Genomic DNA, 26,182 nt, shown 5'->3' with positions numbered 1-26,182 from the left:
ACTAGTCGTGCACGTACTCCACTACTTCAAGGCCGTAACCTGAAAGTGCGTGATATTTAATTGGTTTACTAAGAAGACGCATTTTGTGTACGCCCATTGATGCTAGAATTTGACTGCCTACACCAATAGTGCGTGACGATCCCTGCCAGTCAGCGCCAGTCGGGCGCTCGCCTCGGTCTTCTGCGGCAAAGCGGCGTACCTGACTTTCAATATGCTCTTCTTTACCTAATAGCACCAATACGCCACCGTCTTCTGAAATTTTGCGCATGCCATCTGCAAGCGTCATCGAGCGATGAATACCGCGGGTAGACCCAAGAAGATCACTAAACGTATTGTGAAGGTGTACACGTACAAGTGTCGGCTCATCTTCTTTAATTTCGCCTTTTTTAAGTGCGAAATGAAGTTGGTTGTCGATGCTGTCTTTAAACGTGTGAAGCTCGAAATCACCATACTCGGTTGGCATATTGCATTGAGCGACCTTTTGAATGGTGGTTTCGTTGAGATTGCGATATTCAATTAAATCAGCAATGGTGCCGATTTTAAGATTATGTTTTTCAGCAAACTTTTCTAGTTCTGGACGACGGGCCATCGTGCCGTCTTCATTGAGGATTTCTACAATAACCCCAGCAGGCTCTAACCCTGCCAAACGCGGTAAATCTACACCAGCTTCAGTGTGACCTGCGCGGTTTAACACGCCACCGTCTTTAGCAATTAGCGGAAAAATATGACCCGGCTGTACAATGTCTGTCGCTTTCGCGTCTTTCGCTACAGCAGCTTTAATGGTTGTTGCGCGATCTGCCGCCGAAATGCCAGTGGTCACGCCGGTTGCCGCTTCAATAGACACAGTGAAGTTGGTAGAAAACTGTGCTTCGTTTTTATCCACCATAAGCGGAAGATTCAGGGTGCGACAGCGCTCTTGCGTCATTGGTAAACACACTAAACCGCGAGCGTGGGTTACCATAAAGTTAATGGCTTCAGGCGTCACATGCTCTGCCGCCATTATCAAATCGCCTTCATTTTCCCTGTCTTCGTCATCCATCAAGATAACCATTTTACCTTGGCGAATGTCTTCAATAATTTCTTGTGTAGTGTTAAATGCCATGTTGTGTGCTTCTTGTAGGGTTATTTTCTTAAAAATCCGTTCTCGGCAAGAAATGCCATGTCAATGCCTTTGCTTTTTGGCTCGGCAGCTTTGTCGCCCAGCATCAATCGCTCTAAATAGCGCGCAATAACATCAACCTCTAGGTTCACCGCTGTGCCCACTTTATAGCTTCCCATAATGGTTTCTTGCAATGTATGAGGAATGATCCAAAGCATAAATTCTGCGCCATTAACTTCGTTAACAGTTAAGCTGATACCATCAACGGTGATACTACCTTTATGCGCAATATATTTAGCCAAGGCTTCTGGCGCTTTTACCCAGAACTCTACGTAGTCTGAGTGCTTAATGATTTGTGTAACCTCGCCTACACCATCAACGTGACCGGAAACGATATGTCCGCCTAAACGATCGCTTGGACGCATCGCTTTCTCAAGATTCACCGTAGAGCCTGCGCTGTAATGTGCAAAGCCCGTTAATTTGATGGTCTCTGCCGACACATCTGCACAATAATAATCGGGGCCCATATCAGTCACTGTTAAGCAAACACCATTGGTCGCAATACTGTCGCCGAGTGCGACATCAGACATATCAAGCGTAGGCGATGAAACGGTAAGTCGAATATCGTTGCCACGGTTATCAAGCTTCTTAATTGTACCTAGCGCTTGAATAATTCCAGTAAACATAAAGTTCCTCTTTAATCGCGTTAACCACGGGTGTTGCTAACATCAGGACGGAAGATAAGCTTAATATCGTTACCCACTTGACGATTTTCAATAAGCGAAAGCGAAATACATTCATTTAGCGACGTGAACGCGGGTAAATTAACCATACTGACTCCCTTATCACCTAAAAGCTTAGGCGCTTGGTAGCAAATAAGTTCATCCACCAGCCCTTCTTGCAATAATGCACCGGCAAGGCCTGGGCCTGCTTCCACCCACACCTCATTATATTGCTTATCGCCTAGTGCTGACATAAGTGAATGTAAATTGAGTTTACCGTCTTTTTCGTCCAGTTGGAGATAGTGCTGAGTAGCGGTGTCTGGGTGAGCCTGTGACGTCGCCGTGAACGTAATATTGCCGTCGTTAAAAAGTGTGTAGTCTCTACTAAGCTTACTTTTGCTATCTACAACCACACGTGCTGGCTGGCGGATATGATCTAGTGGATACTTTTCAAACTGAGCCTCTTTTTCACGAACTAAGAGGCTAGGATTATCAGCTTGTACCGTACCCGAACCCGTCAATACTACGCAACTTTGTGCACGATACTGTTGCACATCCCGTCTTGCCTCTGCTCCAGTAATCCACTGACTCACCCCATTTTGAAGGGCTATTTTTCCATCTAGGCTAATGCCTAATTTCACGCGAACAAAGGGCTTACCGGTAAGCATGCGTTTAATAAACCCAGGGTTTAGCGCTGCGGCCTCTGCAGCCATCACTTCGCTTACAACTTCGATGCCTGCTTCCTGCAGAATGCTAATACCGTTACCGCATACGTTTGGATTCGGGTCGGTCATAGCAATAACAACACGCGCTACCTTTGCTTCTACTAAGGCAACAGCACAAGGCGGTGTGCGCCCAAAATGACTACAAGGTTCAAGTGTAACGTATGCCGTCGCGCCCTTTGCGCCCTGCGGACGTGCGTTAGATGCTTGTCTTAATGCATGCACTTCGGCATGGGGTGTACCAGCTTGAATGTGATATCCCTGACCGAGCAAGTGATTGTTTTCGTCAACAATTACACAGCCTACGCGAGGGTTAGGAGAAGTGGTAAAACGCCCTTGTTGGGCAAGCTGAATGGCTTTTGCCATCCAAAAATAATCGTTTTTAACCGTATCGTGGTTCACTTGGATTCCTGTTGTAGCCCTAAGTGCCTGATGTTTTAGAGGTCGCCGACTTAATCTCCTAATCGTGCAATCTCTTCTCCGAATTCACGAATATCTTCGAAAGAGCGATAAACGGAGGCGAACCGGACATAAGCAACTTTATCGAGTTCTTTGAGGGCTTTCATAATTAGGTTGCCGAGCAGTTCACTGCTCACTTCACGTTCACCGGTTGCGCGCAACTGTGACTTAAGTGAGAGGATACATTGTTCAACTTTTTCTGTGCTCACAGGGCGCTTTTCGAGTGCGCGTTGCAAGCCTGCACGAAGTTTATCTTCGTTAAACGGTTCACGAGAACCATCGCGTTTAATAACGCGAGGCATCACGAGCTCGGCACTTTCAAAGGTCGTGAAGCGCTCGTGACACACCATACATTCACGGCGTCTACGCACCTGTTGCCCTTCTGCAACCAAACGAGAATCAATGACTTTTGTTTCTTGTTCTGAACAAAACGGGCAAAACATGAATAATCCTTAAATATTGCGTACTTAGGTATCTAAATTGAACCTAGACTAGTTAGTCCAGCATTAGTACCAAAGTACGCAATAAAACACAAACCTATTTATTTATAAACAGGGAATTGTGCGCAAAGTGCAACCACTTCGTCTTGAACACGTTTGATAACAGACTCATCGCCCATGTTATCTAGAATGTCGCAAATCCATGTTGCAACTTGCTTAGCTTGTTCTTCTTTGAAACCACGGCGAGTAATCGCTGGGCTACCAATACGAAGACCGCTGGTTACAAACGGTGAACGCGGGTCATTTGGTACTGAGTTTTTGTTTACCGTAATATTTGCGGCACCAAGTGCTGCGTCAGCATCTTTACCTGTAATGTCCTTGTCGATAAGGTCAAGAAGGAACAAGTGGTTGTCAGTACCGCCAGAAACGATGTTATAACCGCGCTCTTGCATTACAGAAACCATAGCTTTCGCATTTGCAACAACCTGCTGCTGATACACTTTAAATTCTGGCTGTAGTGCTTCTTTAAATGCAACCGCTTTAGCTGCGATCACGTGGCAAAGAGGGCCACCTTGGTTGCCTGGGAATACCGAGCTGTTAAGCTTTTTGTAAATCGCTTCATCGCCACATGAAGATAGGATAAGACCACTACGTGGACCCGCTAGCGTTTTATGAGTAGTCGTTGTTACCACGTGAGCATGAGGAAGCGGGTTTGGATAAACGCCTGCTGCTACAAGACCTGCTACGTGCGCCATATCTACGAGCAAGTAAGCGCCAACGCTATCAGCGATTTCACGGAATTTTGCCCAATCAACAATGCCAGAATACGCAGAGAAACCACCGATAATCATTTTCGGCTTGTGCTCTTTAGCAAGTGCCTCAACCTGAGCGTAATCGATTTCACCGGTTTCTTTGTTCAGACCATACTGAACAGCATTGTAGGTTTTACCAGAGAAGTTTACGTGTGAACCGTGAGTAAGGTGACCACCTTCAGAAAGGCTCATTCCCAATACCGTATCGCCTGCGTCAAGTAGTGCCATGAATACGGCAGAGTTAGCTTGTGAACCAGCGTGCGGTTGAACGTTCGCGTAGTCTGCACCAAATAGTGCTTTTGCACGATCGATCGCAAGTTGTTCAACAACGTCTACGTGCTCACAACCACCGTAGTAACGCTTGCCTGGGTAGCCTTCCGCGTACTTGTTAGTAAGCTGCGACCCCTGTGCTTCCATGACACGTGGGCTACAGTAGTTCTCAGAGGCAATTAGCTCTATGTGATGTTCTTGACGCTCAACCTCTTTAGACATTGCATCGGCTAATTCAGGATCGAAGTCGGCTATATTCATTTCGCGAGAAAACATGGGGGCTCCTTAACTGCGGTTTTTATATGGCGTTACGCACTGATTGCTCAAATTCGAGCCATATTCTAGTCATTTTCGGGGGCTTGTATACCGCTTTGTGACCAAATTAATATAAATGGCGCAGGTTTAACGAAATACCTGCGCCAGCGCGAGATCAGACCTGTTTTTCCAGGGCTTTAACACGGTCAAATAAACTACCAATTTTGGCAAGGCGAACCGTATTTTTGCGCCAGTCACGGTTGGTTTGTGCTGGCTGGCCAGAAGAATAAACACCCGGTTCAGTGATATCTTGTACAATCATGGTATAGCCAGTCACCTGAACATTATCGCAAATGCTAATGTGGCCATTAATGCCCACTCCACCACCGATAATAACGTGCTTGCCGATATGACAGCTACCAGCAATACCTGTAGCGCCGCAAATACAAGAGTGATCACCAATAATACAGTTGTGGCCAATTTGTACTTGGTTATCGATAATAACGTTAGTGCCTAAGATCGTATCTTCCATGGCGCCGCGGTCAATGCTGCTGCTTGCGCCAATCTGACTGTCGTCACCAATGCGAACCGACCCTGTTTGTGGGATAGGGATCCAAACGCCTTTATCGTTTGCGTAACCAAAGCCTGCCGCACCAATAACTGTTTGGCTATGAATTGTCACGCGCTTACCAATCACAACGTCATGATAGATAGTTACGTTCGGGTGAATGGTACAGCCTTCACCAATATGGGTACCTCTACGAATAACCGTATTCGCGCCAACCGTAACTCTATCGCCTAAAACCACGTTCTCTTCAATGATTACATTGTGGCCTAGCGATACATCACTGCCGATGCGGGCAGATGGCGCAATAACCGCTGTATCAGCAATACCTGTCGCTACCGCTGGGGTAGTATCAAACAACTGAGCGATGAGGGCGAACGCTGCATGAGGGTTTGCCACAACCAACGCTGGAACTGGGCTATCATCTTTTAAGTTTTTGTGCAGAATTACCGCACCAGCCTGAGTATCTTTTAACTGCGGCTTGTATTTAGGATTTGTTAGAAACGAAATTTGGTGCGATGCTGCACCGGATAACGTACCTACTGCAGAGATAGTAATGTTTCCATCGCCCTGCACTTCCCCACTTACATGTTTGGCAAGCTCTTCCAGACTGTATGTGCGTTTACTCATAGCGGTCATCATAATTACCTGTTCAGAGATATGAATAGTGTTGAGTCTATCGCTTTGGGTTGTTTATTGCTGTTTGCTAGCTCACCCTAAAGCCCATGTTTACTCATGCTTATAAAAACAAGTTTACCTTAAATCAACTCGCCAACCGATGCATAAATCGATCTTTTTGGCATGAGTGATTAAAATATCGCCAAGCACAAATACACTAAGCGTAAGTAACTGGCACAAACTACCCTGTTACGAGTAGAATAGACCACAATCACTTTTTTATTTTTCACCGCTTATTCAGCGAGGATAGAGCATGGCGCAATACGTTTACAGTATGCATCGCGTGGGCAAAATCGTCCCACCTAATAGACACATTCTAAAAAATATCTCACTTAGCTTTTTCCCAGGCGCCAAAATTGGTGTGCTAGGTCTAAACGGTGCAGGTAAATCTACCTTACTTCGCATTATGGCCGGCGTAGATACCGACATCGAAGGTGAAGCTCGTCCTCAACCGGGCTTAAAAGTGGGCTACCTTCCACAAGAGCCTCAGCTTGATGAAACAAAAGATGTTCGCGGCAATATAGAAGAAGCCGTCGCCGACGTTAAACACGCATTAACTCGCCTAGATGAAGTATATGCAGCTTATGCAGAAGCAGACGCTGATTTTGACGCCCTTGCTAAAGAGCAGGGCGAGTTAGAAGCTATTATTCAAGCCAAAGATGGCCACAACTTAGAAAATGCATTAGAGCGTGCTGCTGATGCCCTTCGCCTTCCAGCGTGGGATGCGGACGTTAGCAAACTATCTGGTGGTGAACGCCGCCGTGTAGCGCTGTGCCGCCTACTTCTAGAAAAGCCTGAAATGTTGCTTCTAGACGAACCCACTAACCACTTAGACGCAGAATCAGTCGCATGGCTAGAGCGTTTCCTTCACGATTATGAAGGTACGGTAGTCGCTATTACCCACGATAGATACTTTCTTGATAACGTTGCAGGTTGGATTTTAGAACTTGACCGTGGTGAAGGTATTCCGTGGGAAGGTAACTACTCTTCTTGGTTGGAGCAAAAAGAAAACCGACTTGAGCAAGAAGAGCGCACCGAAACGGCGCGTATGAAAAGCATGAAACAGGAACTTGAGTGGGTACGCTCAAACCCGAAAGGTCGTCATGCTAAAAGTAAAGCCCGTATGGCTCGCTTTGAAGAACTATCTACCAGCGACTACCAAAAGCGTAACGAAACCAACGAACTTTTCATCCCGCCGGGTGAGCGCTTAGGTGACAAGGTTATTGAAGTAAGCAACCTTAAAAAGTCTTATGGCGATCGCGTACTTATCGATGACTTAACGTTTAAAGTACCAAAAGGTGCCATTGTAGGTATCGTAGGCCCAAACGGCGCGGGTAAATCAACCTTGTTCAGAATGCTCACTGGTGCTGAGCAACCTGATTCAGGTACCATCGACTTAGGTGAAACCGTTCAGATTGCTGCGGTAGAACAGTTCCGTGACCACATGAACGAAAACAACACCGTGTGGAAAGAAATTTCTGACGAACAAGACATTATTCGCATTGGTAACTTTGAAATTAACAGCCGCGCCTACTGCAGCCGTTTTAACTTTAAAGGCACCGACCAGCAGAAGTTCATCAAAGACTTGTCAGGTGGTGAGCGTAACCGTGTTCACCTTGCGAAACTGCTTAAAGCAGGCGGTAACGTATTGCTACTGGATGAGCCAACCAACGACCTAGACGTAGAAACACTTCGCGCCTTGGAAAACGCGTTGTTGGAGTTCCCAGGCTGTGCCATGGTTATCTCGCACGACCGTTGGTTCCTAGACCGTGTAGCAACACACATTATGGATTACCGCGATGAAGGTAACATCAACTTCTTCGAAGGTAACTACTCAGACTACGAAAGCTGGTTGAAGCAAGAATTTGGACAAGATGTGGTTGAACCGCACCGCCTTAAATATAAGCGTATGTCTAAATAACACAAATTCAGAGATGTAAGATCTGTACCTCTGCTTTACGCCTAAAGCCGCTATCGCTGATAGCGGCTTTTTATTTGTTCGCTTTTCATTGCGAACCCACGCAAATTAGCCAATACTAATACCAGTCCACATAGGTCATTACCCACTCAGTGGGCAATTATCTACGCGGACTGGTATAACAGCGTTAATGATAACTGGGTATTTGAAAAATGACGGACAAGCGCCAATTTCAACGGGTGTCACTGAATGTAAATGGCACACTAGCACACAATGACATTAGTATTGATGTGGTAGTCAGCGACGTATCGCTTCAAGGCATTAAACTTCAAGCTACCGAAACGGCGTTGTCACACTTACCCTTCGACAGTCACGACCCTTACACTGCTACCTTCCAAGCAAATGAAGACAGTCCTGTAATAACCCTTTCTATATCGCAGTTGTATCGTCATGCCGACAGTAGAAAAGAACGGGTTTCATTGGGCTGTAAAGTTGAGCGAATGGATGTAGACAGCATTAGCGCTCTTCGCCGTTTAATTACCTTAAACAGCGACGACGCCAGTATTGAAGAGAAAGACCTGAATGCATTAGTTAATGCGGTTTATCAGACGCCACATTAACCTCTAAAAAACGCATTTCACTCGTTTAATGCAGGAAAGGCCCATTTAATAGGCCTTTCAATTTAACAGGCACTGTCAACACTTTGCGTAAATGTTGAGCCTTTCGCATTACTCAAGCGCGTCTAACGCCTCAGATAAGCGCGCTACCGGTACCACTTTCATACCATTAATGGCTTGCTTAGGCGCATTGGCTTTTGGCACGATCGCCCGCTTAAAACCATGTTTCGCTGCTTCGATAATGCGTTCCGTTCCGTTAGGAACCGGGCGAATCTCGCCGGCTAGCCCGACTTCGCCGAATACAATTAAATCTCTGGGCAGCGAGCGATTTCTAAAGCTTGAAATCATGGCCAATAATAAGGCTAAGTCTGCACTGGTCTCTGATACTCTTACACCACCTACCACGTTGACAAAAACGTCTTGATCGTTCATTTGCACATTGCCATGGCGATGCAAAACCGCGAGCAGCATAGACAAACGGTTCTGATCCAACCCTACAGCGATTCGCCTTGGGTTCGACATCTGCGAATAGTCTACCAACGCCTGTATTTCTACAAGTAACGGGCGGGTGCCCTCCCAAATAACCATAACGCTAGACCCTGGCGTTTCATTGTCACCTCGACTTAAGAATATGGCCGATGGGTTGCTTACTTCTTTAAGGCCTTTTTCTGTCATGGCAAACACGCCGAGCTCATTTACCGCACCAAAGCGGTTTTTATGACTTCGAAGCGTACGGTAGCGACCATCACTTTCTCCTTCCAGCATCATAGAGCTGTCGATACAGTGCTCAAGAACTTTCGGACCCGCCAAGTTACCGTCTTTCGTTACATGGCCAACAATGAACATGGCAATATGATTTTGCTTGGCAAAGCGCGTTAAATAGGCCGCGCTTTCTCGTACTTGCGACACACTGCCTGGCGCAGACTGAACGTCTGACACGTGCATCACCTGAATAGAGTCGATAACCATAATTTTAGGCTTTTTCGTAAGGGCTAAATCGCAGATAGTTTCCACGTTTGTTTCGGCTAACATCATCAGCTTATCGTCAGGTAGATTTAAGCGCTTTGCTCGCATGGCGACTTGCTGAAGCGACTCTTCCCCCGTGACATAAAGCGCGGTTTCACTTTTTGCCATCTGGCACATTACTTGAAGTAGAAGCGTACTCTTGCCTGCACCTGGCGAGCCACCAATTAACATAGCTGCCCCAGGGACTATTCCGCCCCCTAACACTCTATCTAGCTCTTTAAATGTTGACGAGAAACGCGGTAGTGATTCGAGATCTATTGCATTTAACGTCTCAATTTTGGCAGCGGTTTGCCCTGCATAGCCTGACGTGGTTTGGCGTGCGACACTTTTGGCACTTGCAACCACAAACTCACTTATCGTATTCCACGCTTTACACTCCGAACATTGACCTTGCCAGCGAGGGAACTCTGCACCGCAGTCAGAACACACATAAGCAGTTTTACGTTTTGCCATATTCCAGTTTTATCCATTGCTTAAAAAGAGTATTCTAACACTTAACAACGGTGAAATAAGCACAAACCTAAGGTCAGTTCTCCTCCAGTAAAACGGTACAAAAGTATAACGACTTTACGGGTTAATGAGTTTTGCTGATTTGCCGATAACAACTAAAATAATGATACTAAACAACAAAGTTGCGCATTCATGAGTCAAGATTTAAAGCAATATGCTGATATTATTGAACAGCTAAAGCCCATGGTTAATGAGCCTGAGTTTAACCAGGTATTGCTTCAAACTGCATCTGATGTGCCGAAAGAAAAGCGCTTCCTCATCAAAATGGAAGTGAAACGCCTAGCCAAACCCTGTATGCGCACCATAGACTTGCGTGGTCATGTTGACGGAAAGTGCAATAAATATGTACACGAAGGACGTAGCCATTACATGGATGACGTCGCTGTTGACAAGTTTGAAGAGCAGTTGAGGGTATTTGGCCGATATACTTACGGTGTTTACGAAGCGGTACAAAACACCGAAAACAACTTTCGCTTAATGCGCGAAAAAGAACTCGCACAAGAACGCGCTGATAAAGAAAATCCTGAACTCAAAAAGCGCTCAGCAGTATTGGAGCAGTTTAAAGTTCCTACCGTAAACTTGCTTGATTACAGACAGCGCAACGCTGAACGCATGAACTTCGCTGTGGCGGTAGAATTATTCAATAGCGCCAATCAATCAATGCGCGGTTTGAGTGTTGATATATCTCTTGAAGGCTTGCAGGTAAAACTCTCTAAAGACGCGTTTTTCAAAAAAGGAGAAACGCTGTTTATATTCTTTAGGGGCTTAGAGAATGAATTTGCCATGGACAAAAAGAATGGCATTGCATATAAGCTCGTAAAGATAATAACTAAAAACGATGTTAACTATCTTGCCTTGCAGCGCGATAAAGAAAAGCCAAGCCCCGCATTCGACAAATTCTTAGAAAGCTTTATACACGGCAATAAACGCCGATATAAAGTTAATATGAGCAATACGATTGAGGCGATTACCAGTAAAATTTGTGAGCAGTACTTTTCGCCGCGTAGCCCCACGTTGCCGGTGTATATAGACGTCATTAATAAAACGCTGGTTCCCCGGTTTGCTATGGTTAACGAAGTGAACCGCGAAACCGTACAGTATTGGCAAGACGAAGACGATAACTGTCGATTAAACTTCTTACTCACCCAGGAAAGGCTTATGCGCTTATTGCAGAAGTCAGAAGAAGTAAGAGAGATTTTCGTATTTAGTTTTACTCATTTGCAGAACGACAAGGTCTACTTTTACTCAGCGTCTTACGAGGAACTCTTGCAAAAAGACGTACTAACCCGAGTATTTTTAGGGTTTGGCTCTAAAAAAGCGAGTTGGCGGGTATTTAAAATAACCTTAACAGAGGTTGACCCTGAGCAAGCCCATATCCCGCTTTCCATTCCGGATTCTGTCGGTAATAAAGTTAAAAAACTGAACACTCCGCCATCGGCTCGACTAATGTCAAAGCTGAAAAACCTGCGATTCTTGGCACACGTAACCGATATAACCTCAGTAACAGGGCAAGAGACCTACAACGAATTTAAGTTTAATCGAGAAAACCTCTCTCATCTGCGAAATTTTGGGCATCCGCGCAATCGCGCTCCTTCGAATGTTCAGGTTGTCAGGTTTAAATATGAAGAGCAACGCATTGAAAGTCGCTATCAGCTGAGAACCCAAATTGAAGCTCGCTTCAATAATGAAGAACTGGTGCACAAAGGGATCAGCGAAGATATTTCGGTGCATGGACTTGGACTTCGTATAGAGTTGAGCAAAGAATATAAAGGTAATTTAGAGGGCAAAGTAGAAGTCGCCTTCCCTCGTCTGCAAGAAATTGCCAGTTCCTTTGATGTCATGCATTTGCAATACGAAATCATTTATCACAACGTCGACAAGAACATTCTTCATTTAAAAACTATGCCGGGCGACGAAGGCAAAAGTGCTAGAAACTTCTTTGAAGAACTGATTAAAAAGAACAAAGGCAGCCTTAAAGTAGAGAACGACGAAGAAGAAGTACCAGGCATGGGACAGGCGCTTCGTTGTATTAATGCGCGAAACGCTACTTCCCTATCCTTCTTAATGAGTAAGGAAGGTGTTCGCTACACTCCACAGGCTTGTATTGTCGGAAAGCAGGACGAACGCATAACCACGCTAACCACTCAATACGCCGAACGTGGGCAAGTGAATTTAGAGTTTCTCTTTAGAGACAGAAAACAAGATATACCTTTTGTACAAAGTGGCATTAAGGCCGTTAAGCTTGAAAATATGCCGTTGCGACAGGAATTATTTATCTCATTCGATGCATCACAAAAAGAGCCGCGAATGGCGATCATTCCTCGCTATTCCGATAAATTCGAAAATAACGAGCAGCGCCGAGCGTTTATTAGAGAAGCTATGGTTCGCGGCCAGTTCGTAGCTATTCATGTCATGCTAACCACAACCGGCAAGCCAGACATGAGCATGCTGCAAACGGAAATCAATTACGTCACCATGTACGCCATGCACCGGGCCCGTGAGCTTGAGAAGAAAATGTGGAGTATTGCAGCGTGCTCTCACCTAGTCGATGTCACAGATGAAGTACTTATAAGATACGGCTTTACAGTGGAAGACATCACGGCAAATAAAACGTTAAAAAGTGCGGTTCAACCTAAAGCTATTGCGCGCAACGCGTAGTGAAATAGCAAAGCCTATCAATTTAAATGAGCCCGTAGGTTAAGACCCATCACGGGAGGATTTTAATCACAAGATTTTGGAAACTTGTGGCTGGTGAAAGGTAACCGATAAAGTGTGAAGCGCTAGTTTTATTGCCCCAAAACTAACGCTTGTATTACAGACTCTCGCTAACTACTTGTCTAGAAAATACAGAAGGCTATGTAAACTGCCAATGCGGATTGCCACATCCGCCTTTTCATTAACCAGTGGCTTACCGTGACACGCCACGCCTAGCGCTGATTCAGCCATCATTACCAAATCGTTAGCTCCATCACCCATAGCAACGGTTTGTTTGGCTGAAATTTGCCACTTCTCGGCAAGGGCGTTTACGGTTCGCGCCTTAACGTCTGCATTGACAATTTCACCCTCTACTTTTCCAGTCAGCTGCTCGTTTTTCACCGCAAGCGTGTTAGAAATGGCAAAATCGAGTCCAAGCCTTGCTTTTAGGTGGTCAGCGAAAAAGGTGAATCCACCTGAGGCGATCGCTAATTTCCAATTATGCTGTTTCAAGTGAGTAAGCAAGGCTTGAATGCCGGGCATGATAGGTATGCTGTCACGAATTTGATTAAGGTGACTAACTGGCACGCCTTCCAAGCAGGCCACTCTATGCGTTAAGCTATCATTAAACGCAATTTCTCCACGCATTGCTTTAGCGGTAACTTCTGCCACCTGCTCACCAACACCCGCCAATTTAGCTATTTCATCGATACATTCAATCGCGATGACAGTGCTATCCATGTCCATGACCAGTAGTCCTGGCTCAGACAATGAGGGGCGAGAGCCCTGCAAACCAACATCAACATTATATGCCTTGGATACGTCGCCCAGCAGTGGCTTAATCTGCTCAAGTTCAGTGTTTTGCAAAGCACCTCTAATTTCTATTACATCATCCCCCATTTGCTTGTGTAAATGATGGAAAGCAGCGCTAGAGGGAGTAAACACATCGTTGAGTTTAATTAAAACGCTGTGCAGTAGATAAGGTGTTACAGCTTGACCAATAACGGTTAACGTATGTGAATACGCACTGTCGTTGTGACTATTGCTAACTACATGAGACAAAAAAGAAGCTAAATGGATATCGTCATTATCGATATTATTAAGAAGAGTGTCTTTCATAACGCACACAGAAACTGCGGTGATTGGCAAATGGTGCTCTAATGCTAACCAATTAGGCTAACTAATAAAATATCTCCTTTTAAATTATTTCGAATTATCCTACTGTTAGGCAACCCTCGTGACTTTATGGAAAAGCGAATTGGTAGACGGGCTAAGCAAAGCAGCTTCACAAACAAAGAATAACTCGCATTCGTTGTACACAGTTCTAAAGCGATTGTTCCACACAATAGTAGTGAGTGCGGTGTTTGCTTTGATAGTGGTATTGCTTCTGTTATTCCAACAATACCAAAACGACTGGCTTACCGTTCAAACTCGCTTCTCTGGTGAGAGCATAGCAAGGCAATATGCAAAACTGCTACAACCTGCCTTTATCGCTGACGCACTTTCGAATCAGGAAACTGAGAACAATGTAGATTCCGCGCTATCTGATACTCTCACTCAACGGGAGTATATTGAAAGTGTCGCCTCTATTTTGGTCGACGAGCCACACATTCTTGCCTTGTCTGTGTTTGATAAGGACGGGAGGTATATTGCTCCTTTGCCTCAAATTGCCAGTGTGGTGTCGATGAGTCAGTCGCAAAGTGTAACGCCGCTAACCTATGTTGGCGTTATCACTGACGATAATGAAAATTTACTAGGTTATGTGAATATTCACATGAACACGCAGGCTGTCCTCGAGAGTCCACTGACATTGCGTTACCAGCTTGCTCTTATTGCGTGTATTCTCGTCTTTTTAGCGCTCATGCTAGGTATTTACCTAACCCGGGCCTTTTATAAATCTCGTCCATGGTTTATTCAGGTAATCGAATCAAAAAGAAATAAAGAGAAGCGCTAGATAGCTAATTTGGAAGTCTATGCTTCACTTCCAGCATCAATATTAAATAGTCGAGTGTAGTTCGCTGTGGTGGTGGACACTATTTCTTTATGTGACATGCCATAGCGGTCGCTTATAACATCAACGACATCTGATAAATAACGAGGTTCGTTTGCCTCTCCTTGTCTACCGCACATGGGCATATCAGGGGCATCCGTTTCTAAAAGCAATTTATCAAAATGGTGTTCTAACAAAAACCCAAGGGTGTTTCGTGTTTTTTGAGCACGTTCATAGGTAATCGTACCGCCTATACCTAGGTAAAACCCTCTCTCAATATACCCTTTGGCCGCTTCAATACTTCCTGAAAAAGCATGCACAACGCCTATACCTTGGTATTTGGTTTGCTTCAATGCTTCAACTAGCAAGTGATGACTTTTTCTGTGATGTAAAATTACTGGTAACGATACTTTATCGGCAAGTTTCAAATGGTTATGTAGCGCTTCCTTTTGAAGCGCGAATGGCACGCTTATATGCCCATCGAAACCTGTTTCCCCCAAGGCTTTTACCGAAGGGTGCAACTTAGCCGTAGCGTCTTCAAGTTGACGAAGACTCTCCTTGAGTGTTTGCTCTGGCTTTTCAAGCTCGCTGCCAGTCAAAAAATAAGGGTGAAGCCCAAGCGCAGTATCTATAGATAAAAGACTTTCGTAGCGTTCACTGAGCGCTTGTAACGCCTGCCAAGATTCGGGATTAATGCTAGGCGCCATGATGCGGGTAAGCCCTGCTGCTTTGGCACTCTCTAACGCTACTCGAAGATCTTTCTTTTGTGCAAGTAAGTCGAGATGGCAATGACTATCAATCACGGCTTAGATGCCTCCTTGTTACCTATCTCGCCGCACGCTATCTACAAGCTCAATAGTTAAGCGGGCTCACATTCTAGAGAAGTACTTTAGCGGGAACGAAAGGTGAACTTATTCCCTACGGCATAAGGCGCTGTGTTACCCACCCGCCATCTTCAGTTTTGTTGTATTCAAAGCGGTCATGTAGCCTATCTTCTCCACCTTGCCAAAACTCAATTTGATGAGGCACGATCCTGAAACCGCCCCAAAAGTCCGGCACGGGAAGCTCTTTGTTAGCAAACTTATCTTTTAATTGCTTAAACTGGGTCAGTAGTAGCTCCCTGCTGCCAATAGGTTTGCTTTGTTTTGACGCGTACGCTGCTAGCTGACTGTCTTTCGGTCGCGAAAAGAAATAAGCAGCATTCTCAGAAACAGAAAGCTTTTCAACGCTGCCACATACGCGAACCTGACGCTCCATAAAAAACCAGGGAAAGTGGCACGACACTTTAGGGTTTACCGCTAACTCTTGTGCCTTACGGCTGCCTAAGTTTGTGAAAAACACAAAGCCCTTTTCACTGACATCTTTTAACAAAACGATACGCTGAGAGGGTTGGCCGCTGGCATCGACGGTGGCAACCGTCATTGCAGTAGGATCAGGAATTCCGGCGTCTATGGCGTCTTTTAACCATTTATCGAACATGATAAATGGACTTGAAGTAATATCTGACTCACTCAAACTGCCCTTTGAGTACTGCCTGCGCATATCTGAAATTGCCATATACCGCTCCTAAAAAGAAGTTGTTGTGCCTGCTAGAGGTGTTGAAACCGAGCAAATAAACCACCGTGTAAATGCCCACATAAGCGCATCTAACTGAGGTAGTTGTCCACAAGCCATCAGCTACACCACTTGGCGAAAATGCTGACTCACTATCTTTGCTAATATAACGTGCTAATATAACGCCAGTTACAGCTAACTAGCGTTATAAAGATAATATTAGCGTGAACTAGAAGTTACTGTCGTCACCGTAACCTAGAGAGCGCAGAGCACGTTCATCGTCTGCCCAGCCTTGTTTCACTTTCACCCAAAGTTCTAGAAATACTTTGTTGTCGAACAAGTTTTCCATATCTTTACGCGCTTGCTCACCAATGGTTTTCAAATGCTTTCCGCCTTTGCCGATGATCATGCGTTTTTGGGTTTCACGCTCTACCAAAATCAGACCGCTGATACGATAAACACCATTGTCTGCCATTTTGAATTGCTCAATTTCCACAGTAGTAGAGTAAGGCAGTTCATCGCCGGTAAAGCGCATAAGCTTTTCGCGAATGATTTCAGCAGCCATAAAGCGGCTTGAGCGGTCAGTAATGTAATCTTCCGGGAAGAAAAACTCACTTTTAGGTAGCGACTTGGCCACTAACTCTCTAATTTCGTCAACCATTCGGCCCTGTTTAGCACTGATAGGGATCATGTGCTCAAACGGGTGCTTTTCGCCAAGCTTTTTAAGGTGAACCATAAAGTTTTCTTTATCTTCAACCTTATCCATCTTGTTTACGATGAGATAGCAAGGAAGGTTTGCTTGTTTAACCTTACTTAATACCATTTCATCTTCGGCGTTGAATCGATCGCCTTCAACAACGAAAAGCACAAGACCAACCTCAGCCAAAGAGCTTGATGCCGCGCGGTTCATGTAGCGATTAATCGCGCGCTTTTCGTCTTGGTGAAGCCCAGGGGTATCAACGTAAATCGCTTGATAATTACCGTCGGTGTCTATACCAAGAATACGGTGGCGAGTAGTTTGCGGCTTACGCGACGTAATACTTACTTTTTGACCTAGCAAGCGATTGAGCAAGGTCGATTTACCCACATTAGGGCGACCTACTATGGCAACTAGACCACAGCGAGTTTGAATATCGGGCATTTCAGGCAAATTCGATTCATCATGCGTTGTCATCAAGCTTCTCCAATGTTAAACGAGCAGCTTCTTGTTCTGCTTTTCGGCGGCTATTGCCAGATGCCACTACGGCTTCTGGTAAGCTTTCTACCTTGCAGCTAACTTCAAATGTTTGTGCGTGATCTTTCCCTGAAATAGACAACACCTCATAGGTTGGCAGCGCTTGTTTACGACCTTGTAAAAACTCTTGAAGACGAGTTTTGCTGTCTTTAGGGTGGGCATTAGGGTCTAGTTTGTTTATGCGGGTTTCCCATAAACGGTCTATAACACCGCGTACCTCATCCATACCGGAATCGAGGTAAATAGCCCCTAAAATAGCTTCAACTGCATCGGCTAAAATCGAACTTCTACGATGACCACCGCTTTTGAGCTCACCGGGCCCTAAGTTAAGTAGTTCACCCACACTGGCTTCCTTTGCAAGTTCTGCCAGTGTGTCTCCTTTAACCAAAGTAGAGCGCATTCGTGTGAGTTTGCCTTCTGGCACAGTTGGGAATCGCTTAAACAGCGTTTCCCCAACAATCATGCCTAAAATAGCGTCACCTAAAAATTCTAGTCGCTCATTGTGCTGTTTAGCCGCACTGCGATGAGTAAGTGCTTGTTCCAATAAAGCTTCATTGGTAAATGTGTAGCCTATCGCCTTGTACAGACGACGATATTTATCAATTCCCTGCATTAATGAATGCCACCTGCTCGCTCAAATCGAACACCTGTTGGTACCCAAGTTGGAAGGAAGTCTGACGGACTGCGCTCAAATTCAAATGAAATCCAAATCGCCACCGCTTTTCCAACCAAGTTTGCATCTGGCACAAAACCCCAAAAACGGCTGTCGCGGCTGTTGTCACGGTTATCGCCTAGCACGAAATACTGACCTTCTGGCACAATCCACTCATTGCTGCGCGTTCCAGGCTGGGTATAAAAATTAACCGGCGATATCTCGCGTACTGGGTGGCGCAAAATGTCGTGCTCTACTGTGCCTAAATCTTCGGTGTAACGCATAAGCTGCGCCATGTCCTGTACGAACTCACCACGCTCTTGGAACGTAAGCGGTACGGCTTTCAATTTAGGACAGTTGTTGCCAGTCTCACACTTCGGTTTGATATAAACCTGTTTGTTTTGATAAACCACAGTATCGCCCGGTAAACCGATCACGCGCTTAATGTAGTCTATTGAAGGCTCTTCAGGGTACTTGAAAACCACCACATCACCACGCTCTGGAACGCCAGTTTCAATAAGCTTACTTCTGAAAACCGGGTCTTTCACGCCATAGGCAAACTTTTCAACCAAAATGAAGTCACCCACTAACAGAGTGGGCATCATTGAGCCTGAAGGAATTTGAAATGGTTCATATAAAAACGAACGCAATACCAATACGAAAGCAATAACAGGAAAAATCTGTTGCGAAGTATCAACAAGGTACGGCAGTTGAGGATCTTCTCCATAGCCCGCTCCTTCTGCGGTTGCCGCAGCCTGTAAACGTGCTTTTCGCTTTGGTGCAAACACTAGGCTATCCACTAGCCAGATTAATCCTGTTATTAAGGTGAGCGCCACCAAAATCAAGGAGAAGTAATTCGCCATTATTTGCCCACCTTCAATACTGCAAGGAACGCATCTTGTGGCAATTCAACATTACCCACTTGCTTCATTCGCTTTTTACCTTCTTTCTGCTTTTGAAGTAGTTTCTTCTTACGGCTTACGTCACCGCCGTAACACTTCGCGATTACGTTTTTACGTAGCTGTTTAACTGTACTTCTTGCAACAATATGGTTACCGATAGCCGCCTGAATAGCGATATCGAACATTTGTCGTGGAATAAGCTCGCGAAGCTTTTCGACCAGCTCACGACCACGGCCTTGAGAGTTTTCTCTGTGCGTAATTACTGCTAACGCGTCTACACGTTCACCGTTAATTAGAATATCAACACGCACCATGTCTGAGGCCTGGAAACGCTTAAAGTTGTAATCAAGCGATGCAAAACCACGGCTCGTAGATTTCAAACGGTCAAAGAAATCGAGCACCACTTCTGCCATTGGCAGCTCATAAGTTACCGCCACTTGCTTACCGTGGTATGTCATGTTGGTTTGCATACCGCGCTTTTCAACGCAAAGTGTAATTACGTTGCCTAGATACTCTTGTGGCACAAGAATATTGGCTTCAACCATAGGCTCACGAATTTCCGCAATATCGTTTACCGGAGGTAGCTTAGCTGGGCTATCTACGGTAAGGGTTTCGCCCTTGGTCGTTTCTACTTCGTAAATTACCGTTGGCGCAGTGGTGATAAGACCCAAGTCATATTCACGCTCTAAACGCTCTTGAATGATTTCCATGTGCAGCATGCCAAGGAAACCAATACGGAATCCAAAACCTAGCGCGGCAGAGCTTTCTGGCTCATAGAATAGTGAAGCGTCGTTCAGGCTTAATTTCGCCAGAGCGTCACGAAAGTCTTCGTAGTCATCAGAGCTTATTGGGAAAATACCGGCATAAACCTGAGGTTTAACCTTTTTAAAGCCCGGTAGCATTGCGTCAGCAGGCTCACGTGCCAAGGTAATGGTGTCGCCCACAGGCGCGCCTTGGATATCTTTAATCCCTGCAATGATAAAGCCTACTTCACCGGCTCTTAATGTGCCTGTATCGAGTGGCTTAGGCGTAAATACACCAATTTTGTCAACCTGATGCGTTTGACCGTTTGACATAATTTGAATTTTGTCTTTCTTGGTCAACTGGCCTTCGACAATACGTACCAGTGAAACAACGCCTTGATAGTTGTCAAACCAAGAATCGATAATCAACGCCTTAAGTGGCGCTTCGCGGTCACCTTCTGGCGGCGGAATTTTATTTACAATAACTTCAAGTACATCTTCAATACCGATACCGGTTTTTGCTGAGCAGCGCACAGCGTCCAGTGCATCGATACCAACAATATCTTCAATTTCTTCTGCAACGCGGTCTGGCTCAGCCTGAGGCAGGTCGATTTTATTTAGTACAGGCACCACTTCCATATCCATCTCGATGGCGGTATAGCAGTTTGCCAATGTCTGTGCTTCTACGCCCTGACCTGCATCAACAACCAAAAGCGCACCTTCACAGGCAGCAAGAGAACGAGATACTTCATAGGTAAAGTCAACGTGTCCGGGAGTGTCGATGAAGTTAAGCTGATAAGTTTCACCGTCGCGCGCTTCGTAGTTCAGCGTTACGCTTTGCGCTTTGATAGTAATACCGCGCTCTTTTTCCAGGTCCATTGAGTCGAGAACCTGTTCAGCCATTTCACGGTCTGTTAGCCCTCCACAATGCTGGATTAGACGGTCTGACAGCGTAGACTTACCGTGGTCGATGTGGGCGATAATACTGAAGTTACGAATGTGCGATTGTTGCATAATGCTGGAAATTACCTGCAGAAAAATTCATTAAACAAAAAATGCTGCTTGCCTTGCTTAAAGGGTTATACGCAGCGCGTGCGGATTTTACCCATTTCTTGCGCGAAAAGCGAATTGGCGTGGTGGAAAATTTATTACTTTCAAGAAACATAACGAATGGAAGTGGCAACCTGACGTGACTTCCTCGGCCTATCTCAAAACTTGGCTACATTGATGAGCGTGAGTTAACACTATAATCTCGTATAAATTGGCCTCGTATAAAACGGCCTCGTATGGAGCAGTCCTGTATTAAACCATTGAGCAGCGTAAAGCCCTTCAAAAAATCAATGTTCTACTGCACTGTGCTCTTGTTGACCCAATAGGACAGGTTGATATTTCGTACGTTCTACACGACGCAACTTGTAAGCAATTAGCTTATAGGTAAAGAAGGTTGCTAACCCACTTGGCAGCATGGCCCATAACTCGTGAGTAAATCCGTTACTACTAAGTAATGATATCGACACCGAATATGCCCCGATAAACGCTATAAGCGGTAGCAAATACAACCAAGCCGATGCACTTAAAATACCTGCTTCCGGTATGCCTACAGTCACTTCTTGGCCAACCCGCACAGGCATGGGAGTACGCAGCGTCAACTGCTGCGTTTTCGGTGCAAGCGCACGAGAAATAACGCCGGTACCACAATCACTTTGTGCTTGGCATGCGTTACAGGTCGATTTAATCGCTGCTTCTACGGTGACCGTATCACCATTAACGGCAACTACGGTGGCGGTTTCTCTAATCATTGTTACTCAATTGCGCGGTTATTCACTTACACTACTGACAGGGCGTAAAGACGTAGCGATAGCGTTAGCGGTTTGCAAAGGTATTTCCCCCACCACTGTCACCTGGGCCTTGCCGTCTGTTAACGTTAAGAACGTACTCACTTCATTGCGCAGCGCCAGCGTTTCACCTAACGCATCTTCCGCAGGCTGAACGTACACAGATACGTCAACCAATCCATCTGAAAAGAGTTTATATTCTACAATTTGCCCTGTTAAGGCCAATCGTCTTGTATCTTGCTTTATTTCTCGCATGCCAGCCGGCAAATAGGTGACATCCCATTTGTGTGCACGATTTGGCGTGTTGCTCAGCGCCATGGGCGCGGGTAACGACGCAGAATTAATTCGTGAGAAATAATCTGCAGGCTCTGGCGATATCGCAAAGGCCGTGACCTGAATCTGCTCTAATAGCGCCCCTTGCAAATCAAGCATGTTCAGTTTGAGCAACATACCAGACGACTCATCCAGCCACAGTTGATAACCAAATCGCGTGTTATCTCGGCTGACTATTCGAATTTGTTGCGCTGAACGTCCTGCCACCCGCGCTCTTCCCACAGCGACGAACTCATAGGCTTCGGCAAGCTGTTCAGGATGATACAATAATACACTTGGTATTGGGCCGTTGATATGCTTTGAACGCAAGCTATAGGGTTGTACATCTGGCTCAAATACACTCACCACATCGTTCACACGAATAAGCTCGCGGCCTGGTCCATTTTGAAGATTTAACTGCTCTAATTCAGAGCCATCTTCCATAATCCCGTGGCGCCATAAATATGGAACGGTTTCCTTTCCTGCAATAGTTTGCACAAAAGACACTTGGAAATTGGCATTGGTTATAATGTTTTGAAGTTCAGCTAACCACTGGTTGGCCGATTGAGGCTCTCGTGTGCGAGAAGCAGATGTATTTTGCTCGCTTCGACTTTTTTCAAGTTGCTCTTGAATCACGTCGTCTCGCACTGCTTCTTTTTGATCAGCTTCATCTAGTCGGCCAGCTCTCGTGTTTGATTCTGAGTTAGCGTCTAATTCAACGTCGCCATCATTCACGTTTTGGACTGGAGCAATAGGAGCTTTCGTTTCTTCGCTCAGCGAAGTAGTTTGGGCAATAGTGGGCTGAATAGCCGCGCCCGAAATGAAAAAAAGTGCAAGGATAGAACTACAGCGCATTTTTTCCCGCCTTAAAACAAACATACCAGCAGTATATGCTGGTATGATTAAAATATGAAACGTATGTCAGTCGCAATTTACTTGCGAAAGCACATTCCAACTAATGTTGACTGGCTGCGATAACTTATGGGCGCTCTGGTCCACTTGTTTCGCTTTCACCCTCGTCCTCTTGCGCTTGCTTAAGCTTTATTTGCTGCTCATGATCAGCAATCAATGCATTAATTTTGCGCTTTTTCTCAAGCATTTCATTCATGTCGTTACGTGGTAACGTTCTGGTTTGTTCCAAACTCACTGGAGACAATCCACCTTGAGGAGCAATCGTTGGCGCTGTCATAAATGGCTCGGTAGGCGCTTCCTGATTAGTGTATTGAACACCAAAGATAACTGCCACTGCCACCGACGCGGCTACTGCAAACTGGCCTGACTGCTTCGCAAAAGGAACAACATTGCCAATCAATGGTATCGACTGCCAGCGCGAGCGTTTAGGTGCGACTATAGCTGGCTCGTTTTCAAGCGCAGCTGCTACGCTTGCGGTGATGTCCAACTGTGGAGCAACACTTGCTTCTTTTCGCATTGCACCGCGATACACATGGTAACGTTGCCATTTGGCCTGAAGCGCTTCATCTTGCTTAATCGCATCGATGATGTCATTGCCTTCTATCTCACCATCCATGAATGCGGACAATTTTTCTTGCTGTTGCGTCATATATTCATTTCCAGATCAAAGTGATCGTTAACTACCCTAACACAGCTGTTAGTCATCGTGGAAAAAAGAAAGTTCATCTTTTTTTGATTTTATTTCTTTTTAATTTTCTAACAACGGTTGAATAACTTTATCAATCGCCTCGCGAGCCCTAAAAATACGGGATCTCACCGTACCCACAGGACACGACATTACGTTCGCGATTTCTTCATAGCTCAACCCTTCAATTTCACGCAGCGTTATCGCCATACGTAAATCGTCCGGCAGCTTCTCAACTACCTTAAACAGGGTTTCTTCAATTTCCTCAGATAACAGGCTTCGCTCGGGTGTAGATTGCTCTTTTAATGCATCACTACCCTCGTAGAAATCTGCTTCGTCAGCATCGACATCGCTTGCAGGCGGCTTGCGACCTTGAGATACAAGATAGTTCTTGGCACTGTTTACCGCAATGCGATAAAGCCAAGTATAAAATGCACTGTCGCCACGAAAATTAGGTAAGGCACGGTATGCTTTGATAAACGCTTCTTGCGTTACATCAGCAACGTCACCGGTATTTTTCACATAGCGAGAAACGAGATGCATCACTTTATGTTGATAACGAGTTACCAACAAGTTGAACGCATTTTTATCGCCACGCTGTACTTTTTCGACCAGTTGTTGGTCGGTTATCTGCTCGCTCATTCGAGCCATTACTCCCTACTTCAACTACACAATAGCTCTAACAAGCATGTGTATAGACGCGTTCTTTTTACAAAAGTTCTGTAAAAGCATTAAATATTTTAAAAAATGCTTAGGCCAGGGGGCAAGAATGATTGTGTTTTGCTACTCATCCTTTAGACTTGCCGAACCTTTGCTCGTTTGAATTGATATAAAAATACATGAAATCTGTATCGTCTTCACTAACTTCCACATCAAATGCAATAGAACACCGTTGTGACGTATTGATTATTGGGAGTGGCGCGGCAGGATTGAGCTTAGCGCTTAAGCTTGCCGACCATTGTCAGGTTATTGTACTTAGTAAAAGTGACCGCAATGAAGGCTCTACCCGCTATGCACAAGGTGGTATTGCCGCAGTATTCGATGAACAAGACTCCATAGACGCACACGTAAAAGACACGCTTGCTGCAGGTGCTGGGCTTTGCGAAGAGCCAGCCGTAAGATTTACTGCAGAACGAGCAAAGGCGTCACTTGAGTGGCTTATCAGTTACGGTGTACCGTTTGATACAGAAAAAAGTGAATCTGGTGAGGAGCGCTTTCACCTTACCCGTGAGGGCGGACACAGCCACCGGCGAATTCTTCACGCTGCAGATGCTACAGGCGAAGCGCTTCAAATTACATTAAACGACGCGGTATCGACCCATCCAAACATTCACATATTTGAGCGCTATAACGCCATTGATCTCATTCCTTCAAAGGAAGAAAAGAACAGCGTGGTGGGTGCTTATGTCTGGAATAGACAACAAGAGCACGTTGAAGTAATTCGCGCCCCTTTCGTTGCGCTAGCGACTGGCGGTGGTAGCAAGGTATACCAGTATACATCGAACCCCGATGTGTCGAGCGGTGACGGCATTGCCATGGCATGGCGAGCGGGTTGTCGCGTGGCCAATATGGAATTCAATCAATTTCATCCGACTTGCTTATTCCACCCGCAGGCACGTAACTTTTTGATTACAGAAGCGCTGCGCGGCGAAGGCGCAAACCTCTGCCACGCCGACGGTACCCGCTTTATGCACAAATTTGATGAGCGTGGCGATCTTGCGCCGCGCGACGTAGTCGCTCGCGCAATCGACTATGAAATGAAGCGATTGGGCGCTGACTGCATGTATCTGGATATCAGTCATAAGCCTGCTGACTTTATCGTTAAGCACTTCCCTAATATATATCGAAAGTGCCGCTCGCTTGGTATCGATATAACCCGTGAACCTATCCCAGTTGTGCCCGCTGCGCACTACAGCTGTGGCGGAGTGATGACCGACTTTAATGCCAAAACCGACTTGAATAATGTATACGCAATCGGTGAAGTGGCCTACACAGGTCTGCATGGCGCCAACCGCATGGCATCTAACTCTTTACTTGAGTGTGTGGTTTTTGCCAGCGCTGCAGCGGAAGATATTATTAAAAATCTTCCCAGTGCAGACTGTGAAGAGTCTATTGCGCCTTGGGATGAGAGCCAAGTGTCTAACTCTGACGAAGAAGTCATCATTCAACATAACTGGCACGAACTTAGGCTGTTTATGTGGGATTACGTAGGTATTGTACGCACTGATAAGCGCCTTGAACGGGCCATGCGCCGCATTAAGCTATTAGAGCAAGAGATTACTGAGTATTACTCACACTTCAGGGTAAGTAACAACCTGCTAGAGCTTCGAAACCTTGTTACGGTTGCAGAACTCATTGTGCGATGCGCGATGGAGCGAAAGGAAAGCAGAGGGTTACACTTTAATTTGGACTACCCTGAACAGTTAGACAACCCCGTTCCTACAATACTTATTCCCAGAAAACAGCTGTCAGGCGCCGACGTTGGCTCGCTAATTACTCAAGACAGCTTCGCCGATGCCGACTAGTGCATAAAGTAAGATTTGTATCAGTCTAAAGAAGGCGCTAATGTTAATGCG

General features: G+C 45.5%; 23 protein-coding genes. 5 read left to right on the top strand and 18 right to left on the bottom strand.

What is annotated here, in order from left to right; all coding sequences use genetic code 11:
* Position 1: 1 nt before the first annotated feature.
* The 6 genes from ribBA to lpxD all read right to left on the bottom strand — a co-directional run bounded on the left by ribBA (position 2) and on the right by lpxD (position 5,983).
* The gene (gene ribBA / locus ACFI6L_RS16505) at positions 2 to 1,102 is read right to left on the bottom strand and encodes a bifunctional 3,4-dihydroxy-2-butanone-4-phosphate synthase/GTP cyclohydrolase II (RefSeq protein ID WP_014950089.1); all 1,101 of its coding nucleotides are present in this window, start codon (positions 1,100 to 1,102) and stop codon (positions 2 to 4) included.
* A 20-nt stretch (positions 1,103 to 1,122) separates the two neighbouring features.
* On the bottom strand, positions 1,123 to 1,785 hold the full coding sequence (locus tag ACFI6L_RS16500) for a riboflavin synthase (RefSeq protein ID WP_014950090.1): 663 nt from the start codon (positions 1,783 to 1,785) through the stop codon (positions 1,123 to 1,125).
* 20 nt (positions 1,786 to 1,805) lie between these two features.
* Complete coding sequence (gene ribD, locus ACFI6L_RS16495; RefSeq protein WP_462574432.1) at positions 1,806 to 2,945, bottom strand: bifunctional diaminohydroxyphosphoribosylaminopyrimidine deaminase/5-amino-6-(5-phosphoribosylamino)uracil reductase RibD; 1,140 nt, start codon at positions 2,943 to 2,945, stop codon at positions 1,806 to 1,808.
* 50 nt (positions 2,946 to 2,995) lie between these two features.
* A complete protein-coding gene (gene nrdR, locus ACFI6L_RS16490; RefSeq protein WP_012517538.1) occupies positions 2,996 to 3,445 on the bottom strand; it encodes a transcriptional regulator NrdR in 450 nt (149 codons plus the stop codon).
* 98 nt (positions 3,446 to 3,543) lie between these two features.
* Positions 3,544 to 4,800, bottom strand: coding sequence for a serine hydroxymethyltransferase (gene glyA / locus ACFI6L_RS16485; protein ID WP_014950092.1), 1,257 nt, complete (start codon positions 4,798 to 4,800; stop codon positions 3,544 to 3,546).
* A gap of 154 nt (positions 4,801 to 4,954) precedes the next feature.
* A complete protein-coding gene (lpxD, locus tag ACFI6L_RS16480) occupies positions 4,955 to 5,983 on the bottom strand; it encodes a UDP-3-O-(3-hydroxymyristoyl)glucosamine N-acyltransferase (RefSeq protein WP_168534484.1) in 1,029 nt (342 codons plus the stop codon).
* A gap of 292 nt (positions 5,984 to 6,275) precedes the next feature.
* Here lpxD and ettA point away from each other — a divergent pair, with 292 nt between their 5' ends.
* Positions 6,276 to 7,943, top strand: a complete 1,668-nt coding sequence (ettA, locus tag ACFI6L_RS16475; protein ID WP_014950094.1) for an energy-dependent translational throttle protein EttA — start codon at positions 6,276 to 6,278, stop codon at positions 7,941 to 7,943.
* Between the two features lie 209 nt (positions 7,944 to 8,152).
* Entirely contained in the window at positions 8,153 to 8,560 is a 408-nt protein-coding gene (locus ACFI6L_RS16470; RefSeq protein WP_462574431.1) for a PilZ domain-containing protein, read from the top strand.
* 108 nt (positions 8,561 to 8,668) lie between these two features.
* Here the strand turns inward: ACFI6L_RS16470 and radA are convergent, their stop codons facing one another.
* A complete protein-coding gene (radA, locus tag ACFI6L_RS16465) occupies positions 8,669 to 10,036 on the bottom strand; it encodes a DNA repair protein RadA (protein ID WP_014950096.1) in 1,368 nt (455 codons plus the stop codon).
* Between the two features lie 189 nt (positions 10,037 to 10,225).
* Between radA and ACFI6L_RS16460 the strand changes: the two genes are divergently transcribed.
* Positions 10,226 to 12,751: a PilZ domain-containing protein gene (locus ACFI6L_RS16460; protein ID WP_462574430.1), complete on the top strand. Its 2,526-nt coding sequence runs from the start codon at positions 10,226 to 10,228 to the stop codon at positions 12,749 to 12,751.
* Between the two features lie 171 nt (positions 12,752 to 12,922).
* Here ACFI6L_RS16460 and serB read toward each other — a convergent pair whose 3' ends face one another.
* Positions 12,923 to 13,906, bottom strand: a complete 984-nt coding sequence (serB, locus tag ACFI6L_RS16455) for a phosphoserine phosphatase SerB (protein WP_039231744.1) — start codon at positions 13,904 to 13,906, stop codon at positions 12,923 to 12,925.
* 118 nt (positions 13,907 to 14,024) lie between these two features.
* On the opposite strand from serB, the gene ACFI6L_RS16450 reads away from it, so the two are divergent.
* Positions 14,025 to 14,741 carry a hypothetical protein gene (locus ACFI6L_RS16450; RefSeq protein ID WP_462574429.1) on the top strand — a complete coding sequence of 239 codons (717 nt, stop codon included), beginning with the start codon at positions 14,025 to 14,027 and terminating at the stop codon, positions 14,739 to 14,741.
* 17 nt (positions 14,742 to 14,758) lie between these two features.
* Here the strand turns inward: ACFI6L_RS16450 and ACFI6L_RS16445 are convergent, their stop codons facing one another.
* The 10 genes from ACFI6L_RS16445 to rpoE form a co-directional block, all read right to left on the bottom strand.
* Positions 14,759 to 15,580 (bottom strand): TatD family hydrolase, encoded by an 822-nt coding sequence (locus ACFI6L_RS16445; protein WP_039228276.1) that lies wholly within the window; start codon positions 15,578 to 15,580, stop codon positions 14,759 to 14,761.
* A gap of 115 nt (positions 15,581 to 15,695) precedes the next feature.
* On the bottom strand, positions 15,696 to 16,334 hold the full coding sequence (gene pdxH / locus ACFI6L_RS16440; RefSeq protein ID WP_283626536.1) for a pyridoxamine 5'-phosphate oxidase: 639 nt from the start codon (positions 16,332 to 16,334) through the stop codon (positions 15,696 to 15,698).
* A 226-nt stretch (positions 16,335 to 16,560) separates the two neighbouring features.
* Entirely contained in the window at positions 16,561 to 17,472 is a 912-nt protein-coding gene (gene era / locus ACFI6L_RS16435; protein WP_348669215.1) for a GTPase Era, read from the bottom strand.
* Positions 17,473 to 17,491: 19 nt separating this feature from the next.
* Positions 17,492 to 18,178, bottom strand: a complete 687-nt coding sequence (gene rnc, locus ACFI6L_RS16430) for a ribonuclease III (RefSeq protein ID WP_101565228.1) — start codon at positions 18,176 to 18,178, stop codon at positions 17,492 to 17,494.
* A complete protein-coding gene (gene lepB, locus ACFI6L_RS16425) occupies positions 18,178 to 19,080 on the bottom strand; it encodes a signal peptidase I (protein WP_014950104.1) in 903 nt (300 codons plus the stop codon). Before lepB ends, rnc begins: the two co-directional genes overlap by 1 nt.
* Positions 19,080 to 20,876 carry a translation elongation factor 4 gene (lepA, locus tag ACFI6L_RS16420; RefSeq protein WP_101565230.1) on the bottom strand — a complete coding sequence of 599 codons (1,797 nt, stop codon included), beginning with the start codon at positions 20,874 to 20,876 and terminating at the stop codon, positions 19,080 to 19,082. The genes lepB and lepA overlap by 1 nt, the downstream gene beginning before the upstream one ends.
* Before the next feature lie 323 nt (positions 20,877 to 21,199).
* Positions 21,200 to 21,661 carry a SoxR reducing system RseC family protein gene (locus ACFI6L_RS16415; RefSeq protein WP_101565232.1) on the bottom strand — a complete coding sequence of 154 codons (462 nt, stop codon included), beginning with the start codon at positions 21,659 to 21,661 and terminating at the stop codon, positions 21,200 to 21,202.
* 18 nt (positions 21,662 to 21,679) lie between these two features.
* Positions 21,680 to 22,864 carry a MucB/RseB C-terminal domain-containing protein gene (locus ACFI6L_RS16410; RefSeq protein ID WP_462556893.1) on the bottom strand — a complete coding sequence of 395 codons (1,185 nt, stop codon included), beginning with the start codon at positions 22,862 to 22,864 and terminating at the stop codon, positions 21,680 to 21,682.
* 124 nt (positions 22,865 to 22,988) lie between these two features.
* Positions 22,989 to 23,570, bottom strand: coding sequence for a sigma-E factor negative regulatory protein (locus ACFI6L_RS16405; protein ID WP_014976995.1), 582 nt, complete (start codon positions 23,568 to 23,570; stop codon positions 22,989 to 22,991).
* Between the two features lie 99 nt (positions 23,571 to 23,669).
* A complete protein-coding gene (rpoE, locus tag ACFI6L_RS16400; RefSeq protein ID WP_012518957.1) occupies positions 23,670 to 24,248 on the bottom strand; it encodes an RNA polymerase sigma factor RpoE in 579 nt (192 codons plus the stop codon).
* Between the two features lie 197 nt (positions 24,249 to 24,445).
* Between rpoE and nadB the strand changes: the two genes are divergently transcribed.
* Complete coding sequence (gene nadB / locus ACFI6L_RS16395; protein WP_014976996.1) at positions 24,446 to 26,131, top strand: L-aspartate oxidase; 1,686 nt, start codon at positions 24,446 to 24,448, stop codon at positions 26,129 to 26,131.
* Positions 26,132 to 26,182 lie beyond the last annotated feature (51 nt).

This window comes from Alteromonas sp. G4i35, assembly GCF_054960375.1.
This window is presented reverse-complemented; position numbering and strand designations above follow the sequence as displayed.